The organism is Corynebacterium crudilactis, from assembly GCF_001643015.1.
Lineage (GTDB): Bacteria > Actinomycetota > Actinomycetes > Mycobacteriales > Mycobacteriaceae > Corynebacterium > Corynebacterium crudilactis.
Map to the genome: position 1 here is coordinate 1,114,800 of NZ_CP015622.1, position 17,519 is coordinate 1,132,318.

Below are 17,519 nucleotides of genomic sequence, written 5' to 3' on the forward strand. Positions count from 1 at the left end.
GCTATCAGTTCAAGTCGGAAGTTTTACGTCCACCTCTAAAAGGGCTATTCACCGTGGCAAAAGACAGCAAAATTAGGAAGCCGTAGACGATAGCAACAGAGTAAACCTGGCCGCGAGAAGCAGTATCGCCGAGCATGAGGAGAACCAAACCTGTGAGCAATACCAACGTAATGATGCCTAACCAAGGGTGTGCCCACATACGCACTGTGGAAATCTCGCTGTTTGCTTCAAGCACTTTACGTAATTTCAGCTGTGACAACGCGATCATTGCCCAGACGACAATCAAACAGCCACCCACAGCGTTGAGGAGAAAATCAAGGAGTCCAGCTGGATTCCAGTATTGGAGACCGACAGAGACGAAAGCGAAGAACATGGACAGCAGCACAGCATTGGTAGGAACGCTGCTGGAACTCAGCTTGCCGAATACGCGAGGGGCATCCTTCCGGTTAGCCATGGAAAATACCAGGCGGGAGGTTGCGTAAATCTGAGCGTTGAATGCAGACAGCAATGCGAGGACAATGATTGCTTCCATGAAGCCCACCGCACCTGGAATATTAGCCATTGCCAAAATCTGAGTGAATGGGGAATCCGCAGCAGTGTCTGCGCCATTGATGGATTCGAAGGGCATGAGGAAAGTAATCACCAAAACAGAACCCAAATAGAAGACTGAAATGCGCCAGATCACTGCACGTACCGCGAGGGAAATTGCTTCGCGTGGCTTATCAGATTCCGCAGCAGCGATGGTGACAATTTCTATGCCGCCGAAGGCGAATGCCACAGCCAAAAGACCAGCAGCAACACCAGGAATACCATTCGGCATGAAACCATGATCGCCGATAAAGTTCGAAGTTCCCACAAACGTAGTGCCGGGCAGCAGTCCGAAGATCAAAGCGATGCCAATGAGCAGGAAGACCGCAATCACAGCAACTTTGATGAAGGCGAACCAGTATTCGAATTCACCAAAACCACGAACTGCAGCGAGATTTACTACGGCAAAAAATACAACACACACCAGAGATGGAATCCAAGGAGCAATTCCAAACCAGGCTCCCATGATTGCAGCGGCACCGGTCATTTCTGCACCCATCACCATGATGAGCATGAACCAGTACAACCAACCAAGGGAGAAGCCAGCCCAGTGTCCGAAGGCATCTTCGCCATAGCGGGAAAAGGATCCGGAGGCAGGACGTGCTGCGGCCATTTCGCCGAGCATCTGCATGACAAGGACAACGATTACTCCAGCGATGATGTACGCCAAGAGCACAGCAGCACCGGCGGCGCGGATGCCGACGCCGGTGCCAAGGAACAGTCCGGCGCCGATTGCGGAGCCGAGTCCCATCATTGTCAGGTGGCGGGTCCGTAGTCCGGTTCCCAGCCCTTCATTAGTTTTAGATGAAGCAGTTTTGGTGGAAGCCATGAATTAACCGTAAACCCACATGCCACTAGTTATGAAAAGCGGTCAGGATTTTTGACGTGCAACAGGCTCGTGGTATCCAATTTCGCGCCTGATTGACCAGTTATCTTGGCCTTCGATTGAATTCACTGTGCGGAATTCTTCATCGGCTGCAAACCAAATGGGGGTATCGGAGTCTAAGACGATGTTGTTTCCAATATCGCAGTTGTCTCCGAGGCTGACTCCCACGACTCCGGAGCTCACACCAAAGTGGCAGTTCTTTCCGATACTCAGCGGCAACCGTCGTTGTTTTTCATCACGAGGTGACATGACGATGGAAGATAATCCGATGTCAGAGTTTTCACCAATAACTACTCCGGAACTGAGTCGGCCTTCAATTTTGGCTGCACCGAGGGTGCCTGAGTTAAAGGAGACAAAGCCTTCGCGCAGCACAGAGGTACCCGGCGCGAGATAAGCGCCCAAACGTACTCGTTCTGCTTCGGAGATGCGGACTCCTGCAGGGACGACATAATCGACCATGCGGGGGAGGCGGTCCACGCAGTAAACGTGGATTAAGCCGCGGGAGCGCAAGGCACCGCGGACCCATTCAAAGTTTTCTGGCAAGCAGGGGCCTTTGTTTGTCCACACAACGTTGGAGAGTAGCTCTAGGCAGTTGCTCATGTGTAATTCGTGTGGGCGGACAAGTCGGTGTGACAGCAAATGGAGACGCAGGTATACATCGTGGGCGTCAATCGGTGGTTGTGAAAGGTCTGGGATGATTGTGCGAACCGCAACTTGTTCCACGAGGCGGTCTTGATCAAGTTTGACCAATTGCAGCATGCGTGGGGTTAATTCATTTGCGCCTAGGCGGGTGGTGCCAACTTCCAGGGGATAGCGTTCTGCCCATTGTTCTGGGTTGAACTTCTGCGGGTCTGGGTACCAGGTGTCCAAAACGGTTCCGTCCATTGCGATATTGGCAATGCCGATCGCTTGGGCTCCGCGAATGTTCTCACTCAATTTTTCTTGACCGCTTTCAGGGTGCGTTAAAAAGACTTGTGTAGAAAAAGGTTTGTAGGCTTGCACCTGTGAATCATCAACATCTCAACTCTGAACATGCGCCAGAGCTAGATCTTTTCGGCGACCCAATTATCCTTACTCAACGCCTGGTAGATATACCGAGCCCTTCGGGTGAGGAGAAACAGATCGCAGATGCAATCGAAGGTGCCCTTCGAAAACTAAATCTACCTGGTGTGGAGGTGCTTCGCTTCAATAACAACGTTCTTGCGCGAACCTCTCGAAATTTGTCTTCGCGGGTGGTGTTGGCAGGTCATATTGATACGGTGCCTATCGCGGATAATCTTCCTAGCCGGTTGGAAGATGGAATCATGTATGGCTGCGGCACTGTGGACATGAAATCAGGCTTGGCTGTCTATTTGCATACTTTTGCCACGTTGGCGGTTTCTCCAGAGCTTCGCCATGACCTCACTTTGATTGCTTATGAATGTGAGGAGGTTGCGGATCACCTTAATGGGCTTGGTCATATTCAGGCTGCGCACCCAGGTTGGTTGGAGGCGGATTTGGCTTTGCTGGGTGAGCCTACCGGGGGTTGGATCGAGGCGGGGTGTCAGGGCAATCTGCGGATCAAAGCTACTGCGCATGGTGTACGTGCGCACTCTGCCAGAAGCTGGTTGGGGGATAATGCGATGCATAAACTAGCTCCGCTTATCTCTGAGATCGCGGCGTATGAACCAATCAATGTCAACATTGATGGCTTGACTTATCGAGAGGGAATGAACATCGTTTTTTGCGAATCTGGTGTGGCCAACAACGTTATTCCAGATCTTGCCTGGATAAATATTAATTTCCGTTTCGCACCAAACCGGACTCTCGATGAAGCGATTGCACACGTAGCCCAGGCGCTTGACCTTGATGGCTATGAAGGCATCGAATGGGCGGTGGAGGACGGCGCGGGTGGTGCCCTTCCGGGCTTGGGCAAGCAGGTGACAAGCGGGCTTATCGACGTTGTTGGTCACGGAAAAATTCGCGCAAAATTTGGCTGGACCGATGTGTCACGATTTTCTGCCATGGGAGTGCCAGCGCTTAACTTTGGTGCAGGTGATCCAAGCTTCGCACACAAGCGCGATGAGCAATGCCCAGTGGAGCAAATTACTGAGGTAGCAGCAATGTTGAAGCATTACCTGAGCGCGTAACAACTTTCGGGGCTATCGTGGGGCTTTATAAAAATATGTCACTTACCGGGAGGAAACACGATGGCTCCTAAGCAAACCCCTAGCCCTGAGAAAAATCGCAACCTGGTGGGACCAGTGTTGCAGCGCCGGCAGTCTGAAGGAACTTTTGATCAGCGCTTGCTGGAAATGCGTTCAGATCACGATTGGAAGCATGCAGATCCTTGGCGCGTACTGCGTATCCAATCTGAATTCGTTGCCGGATTTGATGCCCTCCATGAGATGCCAAAAGCCGTCACTGTTTTTGGGTCTGCACGCATCCAAGAAGGACATCCTTATTATCAAAAGGGTGTGGAACTCGGCGTGAAGTTGGCTGAAGCTGACTACGCAGTTGTCACCGGAGGGGGCCCAGGGCTTATGGAAGCACCCAACCGTGGTGCTGTTGAAGCGCAGGGGCTTTCGGTCGGGTTGGGCATTGAGCTTCCTCATGAGCAGCACCTGAACCCTTATGTCGATTTGGGTCTCAACTTCCGGTACTTCTTTGCCCGCAAGACAATGTTTTTGAAGTATTCCCAGGCATTTGTGTGCTTACCTGGTGGTTTCGGAACACTAGATGAGCTGTTCGAAGTCTTGTGCATGGTCCAAACCGGCAAAGTAACCAATTTCCCGATTGTGTTGATCGGCACGGAATTTTGGGCTGGGTTGGTCGATTGGATTCGTACCCGTTTGGTGGACGAAGGCATGATCGATGTGAAAGATGTGGACCGCGTCTTGGTTACCGATGACCTCGATAGCGCGGTTAATTTCATCATTGATGCGCACAGTGGACTGGACGTAGCGCGCCGTCACGATTAAGCAGTGGCTACATTAGTGTCATGAGTTCTTTGCCGGTCATCATGGCCATCGTCAATCGCACCCCAGATTCTTTCTATGACAAGGGTGCGACATTTGAGGATACTGCTGCTCTTAATCGGGTCGCGGAAGTTATCACACAAGGTGCTGGCATTGTAGATATCGGTGGTGTGAAAGCTGGTCCCGGTGACTTTGTGTCAGCGAAAGAAGAAATCGATCGCGTGGTCCCCATCATTGCTGCGGTGCGTGAACGATTCCCCGATATTGATATTTCCGTGGATACCTGGCGCGCATCGGTGGCAGATGTGGCAGTTGCGCATGGAGCAACCTTGATTAATGACACCTGGGCAGGCCACGATCCAGAATTGCTGGAAGTCGCAGGCGCCCACAAGGTGGGATATGTGTGTTCGCATACCGGGGGAGTCATTCCACGAACAAGGCCGTTTCGTGTCCATTTTGATGATGTCGTGGCAGATATGATCGCAGAGACCACCAAATTGGCGGAGCGGGCTGTGTATGCCGGGGTTCCGGAAGAGCGGGTGTTTATTGATCCGACGCATGATTTTGGAAAGAATACGTTCCATGGGCTCGAATTGTTGCGTCGCATTGATGAAGTAGTTGCAACGGGGTGGCCTGTGTTGATGGCCTTGAGTAATAAGGATTTTATTGGGGAAACGCTGGATAGGGGCGTCGATAAGCGGGTCTCTGGCACGCTTGCGGCCACTGCTTGGGCTGCGGCGCGCGGCGTGGCGGCTTTTCGCGTCCATGAAGTCGAGGAAACCTTTGATGTTTTGCAGATGACCGCGGCCATCATGGGCGATGCGGCACCGCTTAATACTGTGCGGGGGCTGGTGTGAATTCGGTAAGCGTGGTGATCCCTGCGCTTAATGAAGCCCCAACCGTGGCACAAGTAGTGGAGGCGGCGCTCGCTGACGGCCCTTTGGAAGTGTTGGTCATCGATGCTGATTCCACAGATGCCACAGCCAAAGAAGCGGCAGCAGCAGGCGCAACTGTGCTGAATTGGCGGGAGATCCTTGAGATAGATCCCATTGCTGGCAAGGGAGAATCCCTATGGCGAGGCGTTGCTGCAGCGCGCGGCGATATCGTGGTGTTTGTAGACGCCGATCTCACGAGTTTTCGCTCAGGCATGGTGAACCAACTCGTTGCACCTTTTGACAATGATGAGATTCACCTGGTCAAAGCGGATTATGTGCGGACCTTTGGGGATCATACAACTGGCGGTGGGCGCGTCACGGAACTCACCGCAAAACCACTCCTGCGCGTGCTTTTCCCCGGCCTGAGCCATATCCGCCAGCCACTAGGCGGCGAATACGCCATCCGCCGAACCACCGCGCGTGCCCTGCCATTTGTCTCCGGGTACGGCGTTGAAGTGGGGCTGCTTATCGACGTCGCCTCTCAGTTTGGCATTTCGTCCATTGCTCAAATAGACCTTGGAAGCAGAAGCCATAACCACCAATCTTTGGAAGCTCTTGGATCCATGGCTGATATTGTGGCTTCAACTATTTTGCAGCGTCACGGCCATGATATTCCGCTGCTGCAACGAGAGCCATTGGACATCTACTAGACTAGGAAACCATGCTGACCTGGATAATCATGATCATTGTGTTGCTCGCGCTCATCGTGATTTTCACATGGGTGTTTGCCAAACTTTTTGGTCGGGGAGAAGAGACCCAACCGTTGCCTGCAAGCAATGAGATTGTGGAGCACAACCGGCAGGCTGTCGGTGATGGAAACATCGATAACATCATGTTTGATACTGTGATGCGTGGCTACCGCCAAGACCAGGTTGATGATGTGATTGCTCATCTAAAGTGGCAGGTTGATTCCCTAAATGCTCAGCTTGATCAAGTACGCTCACGGGCAGGAAATTTCGAAACCAGGTAAAATGGGATGTTAGCCGCGTTTAGTCGCGGATTTTATCGTTGTGAGGAGATGGAATCAATATGGCAGCAATGAAACCTAGGACCGGAAGCGGACCAATGGAAGCGGTTGAGGAAAGTCGCAAGATTGTCATGAGGATTCCATCAGACGGTGGCGGTCGCCTGGTAGTGGAACTCAATAAAGAAGAAGCAGCCGAGCTTGGAGCTTTACTATTGGAGGCATCCGAATAGTCCCTGTGTGAATGCACTGGGTAGTATTTGTTTAACCATCCACCGCAAGGAGTAATACGCACGTGCTTTCCCACATCATTGATGTCCTAGCAGACCCGATCGATGGCACCCCACTTGTAGGCGCCGATGATTTTTCAAGGCTGATGTCTGAATCTGGGCATTCCTACGATGTTGCTCGTCAAGGGTATGTCACCCTGGCTGGTGGCGCTGGACTGCGCTACTCCGGCGATGACGCACAGATGATCGCTGACCGAGAGACATTCCTAGCTGGTGGACATTTCGCCCCCTTCGTAGAAGCTGTCTCTGACCATGTTCACGATGTCGTTGAGCAATCAGATCTGAGCGATGAAGCACAGCCAGTTATCTGTGAAATCGGAGCGGGAACCGGCTATTACTTGTCTCATACACTCGATTCTGTTGCAGAATCACGAGGCATTGGCATTGACGTATCTGTCCACGCAGCAAAGCACTTAGCAAAGTGCCACCCTCGTGTTGGTGCAGTAATCGCTGATGCGTGGGCGCGCCTACCTATTGTGGATAGCTCTGTGGACGCTATTACTGTCATTTTCGCACCACGCAATGCTGCAGAATTCGCACGTATTTTGAAGCCAAAGGGTCAAGTGATCGTGCTGACAGCAGACACTGGACACCTAGCTGAACTGCGCGAGCCACTGGGCATCATTGATGTAGAATCCGGCAAAGTTGATCGAATGATCGAACAAGCTGCAGGTCATCTCAAACCAGTGGGAGAGAGTGATCTGGTGGAGTTTGAGATGGTTTTGGATCAACAGTCCATTGCAACTCAGATTGGTATGAGTCCTTCTGCGCGCCACATTAAGCCTGAAGCTTTGGCAGAGCGCATCGCCGCTCTTCCAGAACAAATGAAGGTGACAGCCCGAGCAAAGATCACCAGGCTGGAACGCATCTAGTTTCTGTAGTTAAAACTAGTGTGCCCTGACCTCAGTAAAAGCTGAGGCCAGGGCATACTAGTTTTTTTACCTTACTGGGCCTTCGTGAGGTTCGTCCTCATTGAACTCAGTGAGATCATCGATATCTAAGGCTACTGAACTGAAATCATCCGGAAAATGATTTTCCTGGCGGACAATGCTCGCGCCACCTGTTGTTGTGACCTCGAAGTTACTGAACGGGCCGTTGTTGAAATAGACCCGGCTGGCCATAGAGACGTAGCCGCCATCAGCAAAGACCTCAACTGTTGAGCCATCAACGACAATGAAAAGTGAATCGGTGTCATCATCAGTCAAAGGCGCAATCGCATGAGGATCACCAGCATGGTTGGGGTTCATGGAACGATCAATAACTAGCTGATTGTGTCGGTGTGTGATGGTCGCAGCGATTTCTCCTGCTTGATCCTTCAAGGCTACTTCTACTGCACTATTTGATGGGATCTCACACAGTCCGGTCCATCCTGCAGCAGCGTCTGATTCATGGATGGCATCCAACAGTCCTTCTGGTGGGGTTTGGAAGACAGTGCCATCCTGCAGGGTCACGACGCGTGGGAAAGAAATCGCGTTGGCCCAGCCTTCCGCTGTCCAGCTGAGATGCTCAGTAGGAGAGTCGAGGCGACCCACACCATTCATAAGCCCGAAGATATGCGCGGAATCATAATCAATGGTTTCTTCCGCATAGTTGGTGTTGCGGGGGCGAGAGAAATCATGACCGAAGTCAATACGAGTAAATGGAGTTTTCACATCAAACTCATGACCATTGAGCTGCCCGACTAGGTATCCAGAGATATCAATGCCATCTTGTTCAATGGTGACAATAACGACATCGTAGATTTCATGGTCAACTTCATCGCGCAGACGAATCATACGAGGCGCAACGAGAACTTCATCTGCTTCTAATCCAGACAGGCTGTTGAATGTTAAAGGACCTTTGATGGACCACTCGCGGCCATCAGCGGAATCTAAGACCACAACAGTAGGTGCTTCCACAGAGCCCGTGACTGCGAGCATAAGCCAACCTGAGTGGCCTTCATCCCGGTTTCCTTGATTCTCCCAACCAGGAATGACACACGGGGAACGGAATTTAACGTAGCCGTCAGTATCTCCAACTACTTCACCAATGCGTGAGATATCAGGATCTAATTCGAGCTCATCCTCATTGATCAACTCGATGGTTCCGCGAATGTTATTGATGTGCGCAAGCTGAATGGTGGATGTAGCTCCGACAACGGAAGTGAAATAAAGATCCACACCGCCATTATTGGACACAACAGAACCTGCACGAACCTGGGTTTCATCGCCTTCAGGGGCTAGTACATCATCGCAAATATCCCACACAAAAGGGGTACGCTCTGCGAATTGATGCGCCCAGCGTGGGCCATGATCCGGGGAAGGGCGATACTGGTGGAAGAAATGCCACGTCCCACTGTCCAGGAGGACTCCTGCGGGTGCAAACAAAACTCCATTTTCAGCGGTGATGTGTAGCTCTGGCCGATGATGCCCGGAAACGTTCGCCATCTCTATTATGTCCTGCCTTCATTCAAACGTTGGTGTCTTTGATTCAGGGTAGCGATTCCACCGCGTACAGGTGAGTAACCCCAGGTGAAGGCAGGTTAACCCCGATAAGAAAAGCCGGGGTGATGTTCCCCGGCTTAGTTACTACATCAAGGATTTATACACATCAACGGTCTGCTGAGCGATGGTTGCCCAGGAGAAATCATTGATTGCGCGGTTTCGTCCAGCGAGACCAAATTTAGCTGCAGCTTGACGGTCTGCGACCATCTTATTCACTGCTTCTGCGATATCACGCTCGAAGGTTTCCACATCATTTTCGTCGTAGTGCACCAGGGCACCTGTGGAGCCATCGACAACAACCTCAGGGATGCCTCCGACATCAGAAGCAACCACAGCCGTATTACATGCCATAGCTTCCAAGTTCACGATGCCCAAAGGCTCATAAATAGATGGGCAGACGAAGGTATCAGCAGCAGTCAGGATCTCTTGAATCTTGTCTTTGCCAAGCATGTCCTGCACCCAGAAGATGCCTTCGCGTTTTGCTTGCAATTCCTCGACGAGAGCCGTGGTACGAGTTGCAATTTCTGGAGTATCTGGCGCGCCGGCACAGAGTACAAGCTGCACGTCCTCGTCGAAAAGCGCTGCTGCCTTGATGAGGTGCTCGACGCCTTTTTGGCGGGTGATGCGTCCGACGAACGCAACAATAGGCCGTGCCGGATCAACGCCGAGCTTGCGCAGGACTGAATCTTCCGCATCATCGAAAGTTGGGCGAGGCTGCCAGAGCTCGGTATCGATACCATTGAGCACCACACGAACATTATCTGGCTCGATGCGTGGATATGCCGCGAGGATGGAATCTTTCATCCGCGCCGACACAGCGATGACTGCATCTGCGTTTTCCATGGCATTTTTTTCAGACCAAGAAGAGACATCATAACCGCCGCTCAGCTGTTCGCGCTTCCAAGGGCGATCAGGCTCTAAAGAGTGCGCTGTAGCGATATGCGGGATGCCGTGAAGCTTGCCCGCAAGATGCCCACCCAGACCGGCGTACCAGGTGTGGGAATGCACGACATCCACGTTATTAGCAGCCTCAGCCATGCGAAGCCCAGTGGATAGTGTCTTAATCGCAGGATTTGCGTTTTCCAAGGCAGGATCGATGCCGTGAACAAAAACGCCTTCCATATCTCGAGGTGCACCCATGCAGTGGACATCTACTTCAGTGATATCGCGCATGAAACGGGTGAGTTCGGTGACGTGAACTCCGGCGCCACCGTAAACCTCTGGCGGATACTCTCTTGTCATCATTCCAACTCTCATAATTCAAAAGATTAGCCATCTAAAAACAGTTGTGCAGCGATACTGAAGTGGGGGCAACAAAAGGGGCTATTAAAAGGCCTAGGACAAGGGCTTGGACAATTTGTTACCTTGCTTTCATGCGGGAGAGTAATTTTGCCTTTATGGTTGAGGGTGTGAAGGGTAGACCAAATGTTTTAGCAATCGTTCTCGCAGGTGGCGAGGGCAAACGACTTTTTCCGTTGACGGAGGACCGAGCTAAGCCTGCGGTGCCGTTCGGCGGAACTTACAGATTGATCGACTTTGTTTTGTCGAACCTGGTGAATGCCGGATTCCTCAAGATCGCTGTGTTGACGCAGTACAAGTCGCATTCATTGGATAAACATATTTCGCTGTCGTGGAATGTGTCTGGTCCAACAGGGCAGTACATTGCTTCCGTTCCTGCGCAGCAGCGCTTGGGCAAGCGGTGGTTTACTGGTTCTGCGGATGCAATTTTGCAGTCACTCAACCTGATCTCTGATGAGAAGCCGGATTATGTCATCGTCTTCGGCGCGGACCACGTGTACCGCATGGATCCGAGCCAGATGCTGGATGCGCACATTGCATCCGGTCGCTCTGTGTCCGTGGCAGGTATTCGCGTTCCACGCGTGGAAGCAACTGCGTTTGGTTGCATCCAGTCTGATGATCAGGGCAACATCACTGAGTTCTTAGAAAAGCCAGCGGATCCTCCGTCCACTCCGGATGATCCAGACGTAACCTTTGCATCAATGGGTAACTATATTTTCACCACTGAAGCGCTCATCAAGGCGCTGAAGGATGATGAAAATGATGAAAATAGCGACCATGACATGGGCGGAGATATTATTCCATACTTTGTCTCCCGCAAGGATGCGCATGTTTATGATTTCTCCGGAAACATCGTCCCTGGTGCTACAGACCGTGACAAGGGCTACTGGCGTGACGTCGGTACCATCGATGCGTTCTACGAGTGCCACATGGATCTGATTTCTGTGCATCCGATTTTTAACCTGTACAACGCGGAATGGCCAATTCACACTACTTCTGAGGGCAACTTGCCACCAGCAAAGTTTGTTCGTGGTGGCATTGCGCAGTCTTCCATGGTGTCTTCCGGCTCCATTATTTCTGCAGGTACTGTCCGCAACTCTGTGCTTTCTAACGATGTCATCGTGGAAGAGGGGGCAACGGTTGAAGGTGCAGTGCTGATGCCAGGTGTACGTATCGGTAAGGGCGCTGTGGTCAGGCATGCAATCTTGGACAAGAACGTTATTGTCCGTGATGGTGAGCTTATCGGTGTCGATCCAGAGCGCGATGCTCAGCGCTTTAAGGTAAGCGCTGGCGGCGTGGTTACCGTAGGTAAAAACAAAGTAGTTTAGCGGAGCTGAGTTACAAATAAGAAAGGGACCTTAAAAGGTCCCTTTTTTCTCTTTTCGACGCCAACCTTAGGCTATTTTTGTCACCAAGGTGAGGCCAGCACCAAGAGGTAAACGCGCAATGTGTGCGCCTTCGATGGAACGAATGTATTCGTCAGCTTCACGTGCTGCAGCGGTGTCGCGGTCTTTGCGAGTTAGATCGGCGATGGTGCCGTCTAAAAGCGCATCGGCGAGCACCAGCGTGCCGCCAGGTCGCAGGAGAGGCCAAGCGGCGTCGACAAGTGCCTTCAGATCCATGGGGGAGACCTGGCCGAAGACGAGCTGATAGCTGTCATTAGCTAGCCTGCTCATGACATCGAGTGGGCGAGACAGCAAGAAACGAACGCGACTAGGGGAATATCCAGCCTCGCGGAAAAGCGCCTTCGCTTGGCGTTGATGCTCGGATTCTGGATCAATGCACGTTAGCGTAGTGTCATCGTTTAGCCCGCGCAGAATGTAAAGACCGACCAACCCGGCTGCGGGTGTAATGACAATAGCGCCGGTTGATCCTGCGCTGTTTGTGGTTGTGGCCAGGGTTGTTAGAAGCTGGCCAGTCATCTCATCCGGGGCGGGGAGGCTGAATTCTGCGGCGTCTTCACGAGCGCGCGCTATAGTTGCGTCGGTTTCAGTAGTGGACTCGACATAGGTGCGAAGATACTCGAAGGCGTTACTCACGCGTTACAGTTTAGGGCCAGCTGGCTTAATGTGAAGTACCTACACGCAATAAGTGTGAATGAATTCGCAATTCCCAGAAGATGCACAGCATGTAATCTAGCTTTCCCAAGTTCAGTGGGGCAAAATAAGTTATATGAAAAAGCAGTCCCGAGATAACGCACCCGCCGTAATCGACACCTTTCAAGCAGAACATGCTGAAGAACTCACGGGCACCGCAGCATTTGATGCTGGCCAAGCTGAAATGCCAACGTGGGGTGAACTTGTAGCAGAACATGCAGACAGTGTTTACCGCCTTGCGTATCGCCTTTCCGGAAACCAGCACGATGCAGAAGACCTCACTCAAGAGACATTTATGCGTGTCTTCCGCTCCCTGAAGAATTATCAACCAGGAACCTTTGAAGGTTGGCTGCACCGCATCACCACGAACCTTTTCCTTGATTTAGTTCGCCACCGCGGAAAAATTCGCATGGAGGCGCTACCGGAGGATTATGAGCGTGTTCCAGGAAATGATGTCACCCCAGAGGAGGCATACACCGAGGCCAATCTTGATCCAGCACTTCAAGCTGCATTGGATGAATTGAGTCCAGATTTCCGTGTGGCAGTTATTCTTTGTGATGTTGTAGGTATGAGCTACGACGAAATCGCAGAGACTCTAGGAGTGAAGATGGGCACGGTTCGTTCCCGTATCCACCGTGGTCGTAGTCAGCTGCGCGCAAGCCTTGAAGCTGCTGCAATGACCAGCGAGGAAGTTTCTTTGCTCGTTCCAACCCATTAGTGTTGGTGTGTTTTCTGACACGGTGACTAGTTGTCTGATGTCATTGTTGCAGTTCAATTTAGTGTTTTCGCAAACTTCATGGGATTTAAGGCGGTCTGGGAACTTATTGCAGGCGACATCCGTTTTGAGTAGTAGGTATCTTGGATAACAGTTATCTACATCCTTAAAGTCGAGACACAGGAGGTTACCGGAACTATGTTCAATTCCGACACCACCGCGAATCTCCAGGCAAGAAGTCGAGATCGTGCAGGATCTAAAGCAAAGCGCAGCAAGCCGATTTTTGATTCAGTAGCTCGGGATGTTTTGGAGGCACGGGTAAAGCTTCAGCAAAAGTCCCAGGCTAAAACTGCGAAAATTAAAAATAAGGCTAAAGAGTTTTCCTCTGTAGACCATCTGTCTGTAGATGCTGCAGCTATGTTTGTGGACAATGAGCTATCCCGTGGTGCAATGCACCGTGCCCGGTTGCACATTATTCATTGTGCTGAATGCCGGGATGAGATTAATCGTCAACGTGAAACGGTTAATTATCTCCGTAAGGAATGTACGAATAAAGAAGTTTCTGCACCGATGGATCTCAAAGCCAGGTTGGCAAGTTTAGCCACTGAGTGCGTCCCAGGTCCAGGAGCTGAAGACTTAGCAATGCAACGCCCAGAGTCTTTTGTGGCTAAAGTTGAATCCGTGGTGCGAGCGGTTCGCAAGAACCAAGGCCGCTAAGAGTTTTATTCGTTTTTCCTACATTATCGAAAGACCGGTTTAATGTTTTCTAGCGTGGGTTGGGGAGAGATCCTCCTTTTAGTCATTGTGGGCCTTGTCGTTATTGGCCCAGAACGGTTACCTCGTTTGATTCAAGATGCTCGCGCAGCGCTATTTGCGGCCCGTACGGCTATAGATAATGCAAAACAAACGTTAGATAATGATTTCGGCTCGGAATTCGATGAGATCCGCAAGCCACTTTCTCAGGTAGCTCAATACAGCCGCCTGAGTCCTAAGACTGCGTTGACCAAAGCACTCTTTGATAATGATTCTGCGTTCCTCGATGATTTTGATCCGAAGAAGATCATGGCAGAAGGCACTGAGGGTGAAGCTCAGCGTAAAAATCAGGCACCTGAAAACAACGCCAATGTGGTGGAGCGTCCAAAGCAAAACGATCCAAAAGACGGCCCGAATTACTCAGGCGGTGTCTCTTGGACCGATATTATTTAAGAGCTTTTATTTAACGCCAAGCCCTAGTGTTTTACCGACGATTGATACCTTGCGCTTAGCAAGGTGATCAGCGATTTCATTGATTGCTGCAGCAGTCGGGGAGTTAGGCTCAGATACTGCAATTGGGTTGCCGAGGTCTCCACCAATGCGCAGGTTTGGATCTAGTGGCACAGAGCCAATAACCTTGACTTCTTCACCAGTAACAGCAGTCAGACGGTCAGCGATCTTTTGTCCACCGCCAGAGCCGAAGACATCCATGGTAGATCCATCCGGAAGAACCATGGCTGACATGTTCTCAATGACGCCGGCTACCTTTTGGTTAGTCTGCACGGAAATGGTTCCGGCACGTTCTGCAACCTCGGCAGCAGCAGCCTGTGGGGTAGTGACAATCAGCAACTCAGCATTAGGGATGAGCTGGGCAACTGTGATCGCAATATCGCCAGTTCCTGGAGGAAGATCCAGCAGCAAGATATCTAGGTTGCCCCAGAAAACATCAGTGAGGAACTGTTGAATAGCACGGTGCAGCATTGGTCCACGCCAGACAACTGGAGCATTGCCCTCGGTGAAGTGAGCGATGGAAATCATCTTCACACCATGTGCTTGTGGAGGCATGATCATGTCATCAACCTGGTGTGGTCGCTGATCAGAACCCAGCATGCCAGGCACGGAGTGTCCGTAAATATCAGCGTCCAAAATGCCCACAGACAAGCCACGCTTAGCCAGTGCAGCAGCAAGGTTCACAGTCATAGACGATTTGCCCACGCCGCCCTTGCCGGAAGCAACCGCATAAACCCGGGTTGTGGAACCTGGCTGAGCAAAAGGAATGACTGGCTCTGAGGTGTCGCCACGAAGGGAAACGCGCAGTGCGCGGCGCTGTTCATCGCTCATCACATCGGTGGAGACATGGACGTTGCCAACGCCTTCAATATCCTTGATGGCTGCTTCAGTGTTGGTGACGATGGTGGTTTTCATCGGGCAAGCCGCGATCGTCAGGTAGATCTCCACCTGAACATCAGCGCCGTCAATGGTCACAGATTTGACCATGCCGAGCTCTGTGATGGGCTTACCGATCTCTGGATCCTCTACGCGGGATAGCGCGCTGCGGACAGCGGATTCGGTTACTTGAGACATCACCTAAAGATAATAGTCCCAAGATATGCGAGTCCCTAAAAATCCTCCGCTACATCACCCTGAGTGGGGTCAGAAAGATCAGCGGCACCAGATCCGCGCTGTTCATGACGCTCTGCAATACGAGATGCGGATTCATCATCGAGTTTGGCTTCAATGCGTTCTAGAAGACCACGGAGGTCTTCTAATTCATGACGTAGATAGTCACGTGTGACGGTATCTCCCAGCGCTAGACGCACACCAGCTAGTTCTCGAGCTAGGAATTCTGTATCCGCCTTGGTTTCTTCAGAGCGCCTTCGATCGGACAAAATGGTGTGCTTATCGCGGTCTTCTTGGCGGTTTTGGGCAAGCAGGATCAGCGGAGCCGCGTAGGCGGCCTGGGTGGAAAATGCGAGGTTAAGCAGAATGAAAGGGTAGGGATCCCAGCTCCACCACGCCCAGCCGCCAATATTGAGAAAAATCCACACAATCACGAAGATGGTCTGCCAGAACAAATATTGGCCAGTGCCGAAGAAGCGCGCGACTTTTTCGGCATAGGCACCGATTGCATCATCATCAAATTTGAAGCGCTTGCGGGTGCCAAAGAGCGGGCTGTCTAATTCTGAACGGTTAAAATCAGCCATGGGTGGTCTCCTTTACTGGCCGGATTCCAGCATCACGCCAGTCTTCTGGAAGCATATGGTCAATCAAGTCATCGACAGCAACGGCACCGATCAAATGGCGGTTTTCATCTAATACGGGGCCACACACCAAGTTGTATGTAGCAAAAAAGCGTGCCGCAGTTTCCTGAGAATCATTGGCATACAACGGTGGTAGATCTGGGTCCAAGATGCCACCAATCAAACTTGAGGGAGGCTCCCGAAGGAGTTTTTGCAAGTGCACGCAGCCCAAATATTTACCCGTGGGAGTCGCGGTAGGTGGCCGCACCACAAAAATTAGTGATGCCAGTGATGTTGGTAAATCCGGGTTGCGTGCCATCGCCAATGCCTCCGCCACAGTGGTGGCTGGATCCATGATCAATGGCTCCGGGGTCATCAACGCACCAACGGTGTCAGGAGAAAACACCATGAGACGGCGAACCGGTGCGGATTCTTCTGGATCCATAAGTTCCAGCAAGACATCTGCTTTATCGTCAGGAAGTTCTCCCAACAAGTCAGCGGCATCATCTGGATCCATTTCTTCCAAAATATCGGCAGCGCGCTCAATATCTAATTCTTCAATCAATTCGGCTTGGCGGTCCTCGGACAATTCCTGGAGGATATCTGCCAGCTTTTCGTCGTCAAGCTCTTCGGTGACTTCGGTGCGCTGCGCTGTAGGCAGCTGATAGAGCTGCTTTGCGACGTCCGCAGGCCTCATATCCTCAAACCCTGCGATAAGTTCAGCGGTGTGATTGGATCCGCCGACACCACCTGCGGTGATGCCGTGGATATGGTTCCACGGAATAGCATGCAGCACAGGACGACGACCAAACTTTGGGCGTTCGCCTATAACTGCCACTCGAGTGATAACCCAGTCGCGGGTACGGGACAACTCCAATTCCACATCCGCGATTTCCACGGCACGACCGTGAAATTTATCTAATTCAGGATCATCGGTGTGTACTTTTGCACCCACAATATCGCCCATTACCTGCAGCTCGCCAGTGCGAACACGGAAGGATCGAAGGGACACTGAACCAGTGACTAGGGTGATATCTTTTGGTTCAATTGCAGCGATGCGAAGCATAGGGACAAAAATACGACGTTTATTATTTATGAGTTCAATAATTAAACCCAACGCGCGGGAATCGTGACCATTCGGTCGAATATTAACCACAACATCACGGACGCGGCCAATTGCATCCGTATCAGGTCCTCGAACCACCATGCCAGCGAGGCGTCCCACATAAAAACGGGTAATTCCACTCATGAACGCCCAGTTTACGGGAACCATTTGCGCAGCGTGAACGTTAGAAAACCTGAACGTAAAAAAT

Annotated in this window: 19 protein-coding genes; 11 read left to right on the forward strand and 8 right to left on the reverse strand. The window is 51.5% G+C overall.

What is annotated here, in order from left to right; all coding sequences use genetic code 11:
- Positions 1-4: 4 nt before the first annotated feature.
- Together aroP and ccrud_RS05350 are read right to left on the reverse strand one after the other, a co-directional pair.
- Positions 5-1,417 carry an aromatic amino acid transport protein AroP gene (gene aroP / locus ccrud_RS05345; protein ID WP_066565189.1) on the reverse strand — a complete coding sequence of 471 codons (1,413 nt, stop codon included), beginning with the start codon at positions 1,415-1,417 and terminating at the stop codon, positions 5-7.
- Between the two features lie 42 nt (positions 1,418-1,459).
- A complete protein-coding gene (locus ccrud_RS05350) occupies positions 1,460-2,410 on the reverse strand; it encodes a DapH/DapD/GlmU-related protein (RefSeq protein ID WP_066569587.1) in 951 nt (316 codons plus the stop codon).
- Positions 2,411-2,478: 68 nt separating this feature from the next.
- On the opposite strand from ccrud_RS05350, the gene dapE reads away from it, so the two are divergent.
- The 7 genes from dapE (at position 2,479) to ccrud_RS05385 (ending at position 7,492) form a co-directional block, all read left to right on the forward strand.
- A complete protein-coding gene (gene dapE / locus ccrud_RS05355) occupies positions 2,479-3,603 on the forward strand; it encodes a succinyl-diaminopimelate desuccinylase (protein WP_066565190.1) in 1,125 nt (374 codons plus the stop codon).
- Positions 3,604-3,663: 60 nt separating this feature from the next.
- Complete coding sequence (locus ccrud_RS05360) at positions 3,664-4,434, forward strand: LOG family protein (protein ID WP_066565191.1); 771 nt, start codon at positions 3,664-3,666, stop codon at positions 4,432-4,434.
- A 20-nt stretch (positions 4,435-4,454) separates the two neighbouring features.
- On the forward strand, positions 4,455-5,288 hold the full coding sequence (gene folP / locus ccrud_RS05365; RefSeq protein ID WP_066565192.1) for a dihydropteroate synthase: 834 nt from the start codon (positions 4,455-4,457) through the stop codon (positions 5,286-5,288).
- An 11-nt stretch (positions 5,289-5,299) separates the two neighbouring features.
- Positions 5,300-6,016, forward strand: a complete 717-nt coding sequence (locus tag ccrud_RS05370) for a glucosyl-3-phosphoglycerate synthase (protein WP_082868790.1) — start codon at positions 5,300-5,302, stop codon at positions 6,014-6,016.
- Positions 6,017-6,027: 11 nt separating this feature from the next.
- Positions 6,028-6,336 (forward strand): DivIVA domain-containing protein, encoded by a 309-nt coding sequence (locus tag ccrud_RS05375; RefSeq protein ID WP_066565194.1) that lies wholly within the window; start codon positions 6,028-6,030, stop codon positions 6,334-6,336.
- Positions 6,337-6,395: 59 nt separating this feature from the next.
- Positions 6,396-6,563 carry a DUF3117 domain-containing protein gene (locus ccrud_RS05380; RefSeq protein ID WP_066565195.1) on the forward strand — a complete coding sequence of 56 codons (168 nt, stop codon included), beginning with the start codon at positions 6,396-6,398 and terminating at the stop codon, positions 6,561-6,563.
- 62 nt (positions 6,564-6,625) lie between these two features.
- Positions 6,626-7,492: a methyltransferase domain-containing protein gene (locus ccrud_RS05385; RefSeq protein ID WP_066565196.1), complete on the forward strand. Its 867-nt coding sequence runs from the start codon at positions 6,626-6,628 to the stop codon at positions 7,490-7,492.
- Between the two features lie 66 nt (positions 7,493-7,558).
- Here the strand turns inward: ccrud_RS05385 and ccrud_RS05390 are convergent, their stop codons facing one another.
- The gene (locus ccrud_RS05390) at positions 7,559-9,046 is read right to left on the reverse strand and encodes a glycoside hydrolase family 32 protein (protein ID WP_066565197.1); all 1,488 of its coding nucleotides are present in this window, start codon (positions 9,044-9,046) and stop codon (positions 7,559-7,561) included.
- A gap of 141 nt (positions 9,047-9,187) precedes the next feature.
- Entirely contained in the window at positions 9,188-10,360 is a 1,173-nt protein-coding gene (gene glgA / locus ccrud_RS05395) for a glycogen synthase (protein ID WP_066565198.1), read from the reverse strand.
- A gap of 140 nt (positions 10,361-10,500) precedes the next feature.
- Between glgA and glgC the strand changes: the two genes are divergently transcribed.
- The gene (glgC, locus tag ccrud_RS05400; protein WP_066569592.1) at positions 10,501-11,730 is read left to right on the forward strand and encodes a glucose-1-phosphate adenylyltransferase; all 1,230 of its coding nucleotides are present in this window, start codon (positions 10,501-10,503) and stop codon (positions 11,728-11,730) included.
- A gap of 66 nt (positions 11,731-11,796) precedes the next feature.
- On the opposite strand, the gene ccrud_RS05405 is transcribed toward glgC, so the two are convergent.
- Positions 11,797-12,441, reverse strand: a complete 645-nt coding sequence (locus ccrud_RS05405) for an O-methyltransferase (RefSeq protein ID WP_066565199.1) — start codon at positions 12,439-12,441, stop codon at positions 11,797-11,799.
- 133 nt (positions 12,442-12,574) lie between these two features.
- On the opposite strand from ccrud_RS05405, the gene sigE reads away from it, so the two are divergent.
- The 3 genes from sigE to tatB all read left to right on the forward strand — a co-directional run bounded on the left by sigE (position 12,575) and on the right by tatB (position 14,419).
- Positions 12,575-13,216, forward strand: a complete 642-nt coding sequence (sigE, locus tag ccrud_RS05410; protein WP_066565200.1) for an RNA polymerase sigma factor SigE — start codon at positions 12,575-12,577, stop codon at positions 13,214-13,216.
- 195 nt (positions 13,217-13,411) lie between these two features.
- Positions 13,412-13,930, forward strand: coding sequence for a hypothetical protein (locus tag ccrud_RS05415; RefSeq protein ID WP_066565201.1), 519 nt, complete (start codon positions 13,412-13,414; stop codon positions 13,928-13,930).
- Between the two features lie 42 nt (positions 13,931-13,972).
- Entirely contained in the window at positions 13,973-14,419 is a 447-nt protein-coding gene (gene tatB / locus ccrud_RS05420; RefSeq protein ID WP_066565202.1) for a Sec-independent protein translocase subunit TatB, read from the forward strand.
- 6 nt (positions 14,420-14,425) lie between these two features.
- Here the strand turns inward: tatB and ccrud_RS05425 are convergent, their stop codons facing one another.
- From ccrud_RS05425 to ccrud_RS05435, 3 genes are read right to left on the reverse strand one after another with little or no spacing between them, the layout of a single operon-like run.
- Entirely contained in the window at positions 14,426-15,550 is a 1,125-nt protein-coding gene (locus ccrud_RS05425) for an Mrp/NBP35 family ATP-binding protein (protein ID WP_066565203.1), read from the reverse strand.
- A gap of 35 nt (positions 15,551-15,585) precedes the next feature.
- A complete protein-coding gene (locus ccrud_RS05430) occupies positions 15,586-16,170 on the reverse strand; it encodes a DUF1003 domain-containing protein (protein WP_066565204.1) in 585 nt (194 codons plus the stop codon).
- On the reverse strand, positions 16,163-17,455 hold the full coding sequence (locus tag ccrud_RS05435; protein WP_066565205.1) for a magnesium transporter MgtE N-terminal domain-containing protein: 1,293 nt from the start codon (positions 17,453-17,455) through the stop codon (positions 16,163-16,165). Before ccrud_RS05435 ends, ccrud_RS05430 begins: the two co-directional genes overlap by 8 nt.
- Positions 17,456-17,519: the final 64 nt, after the last annotated feature.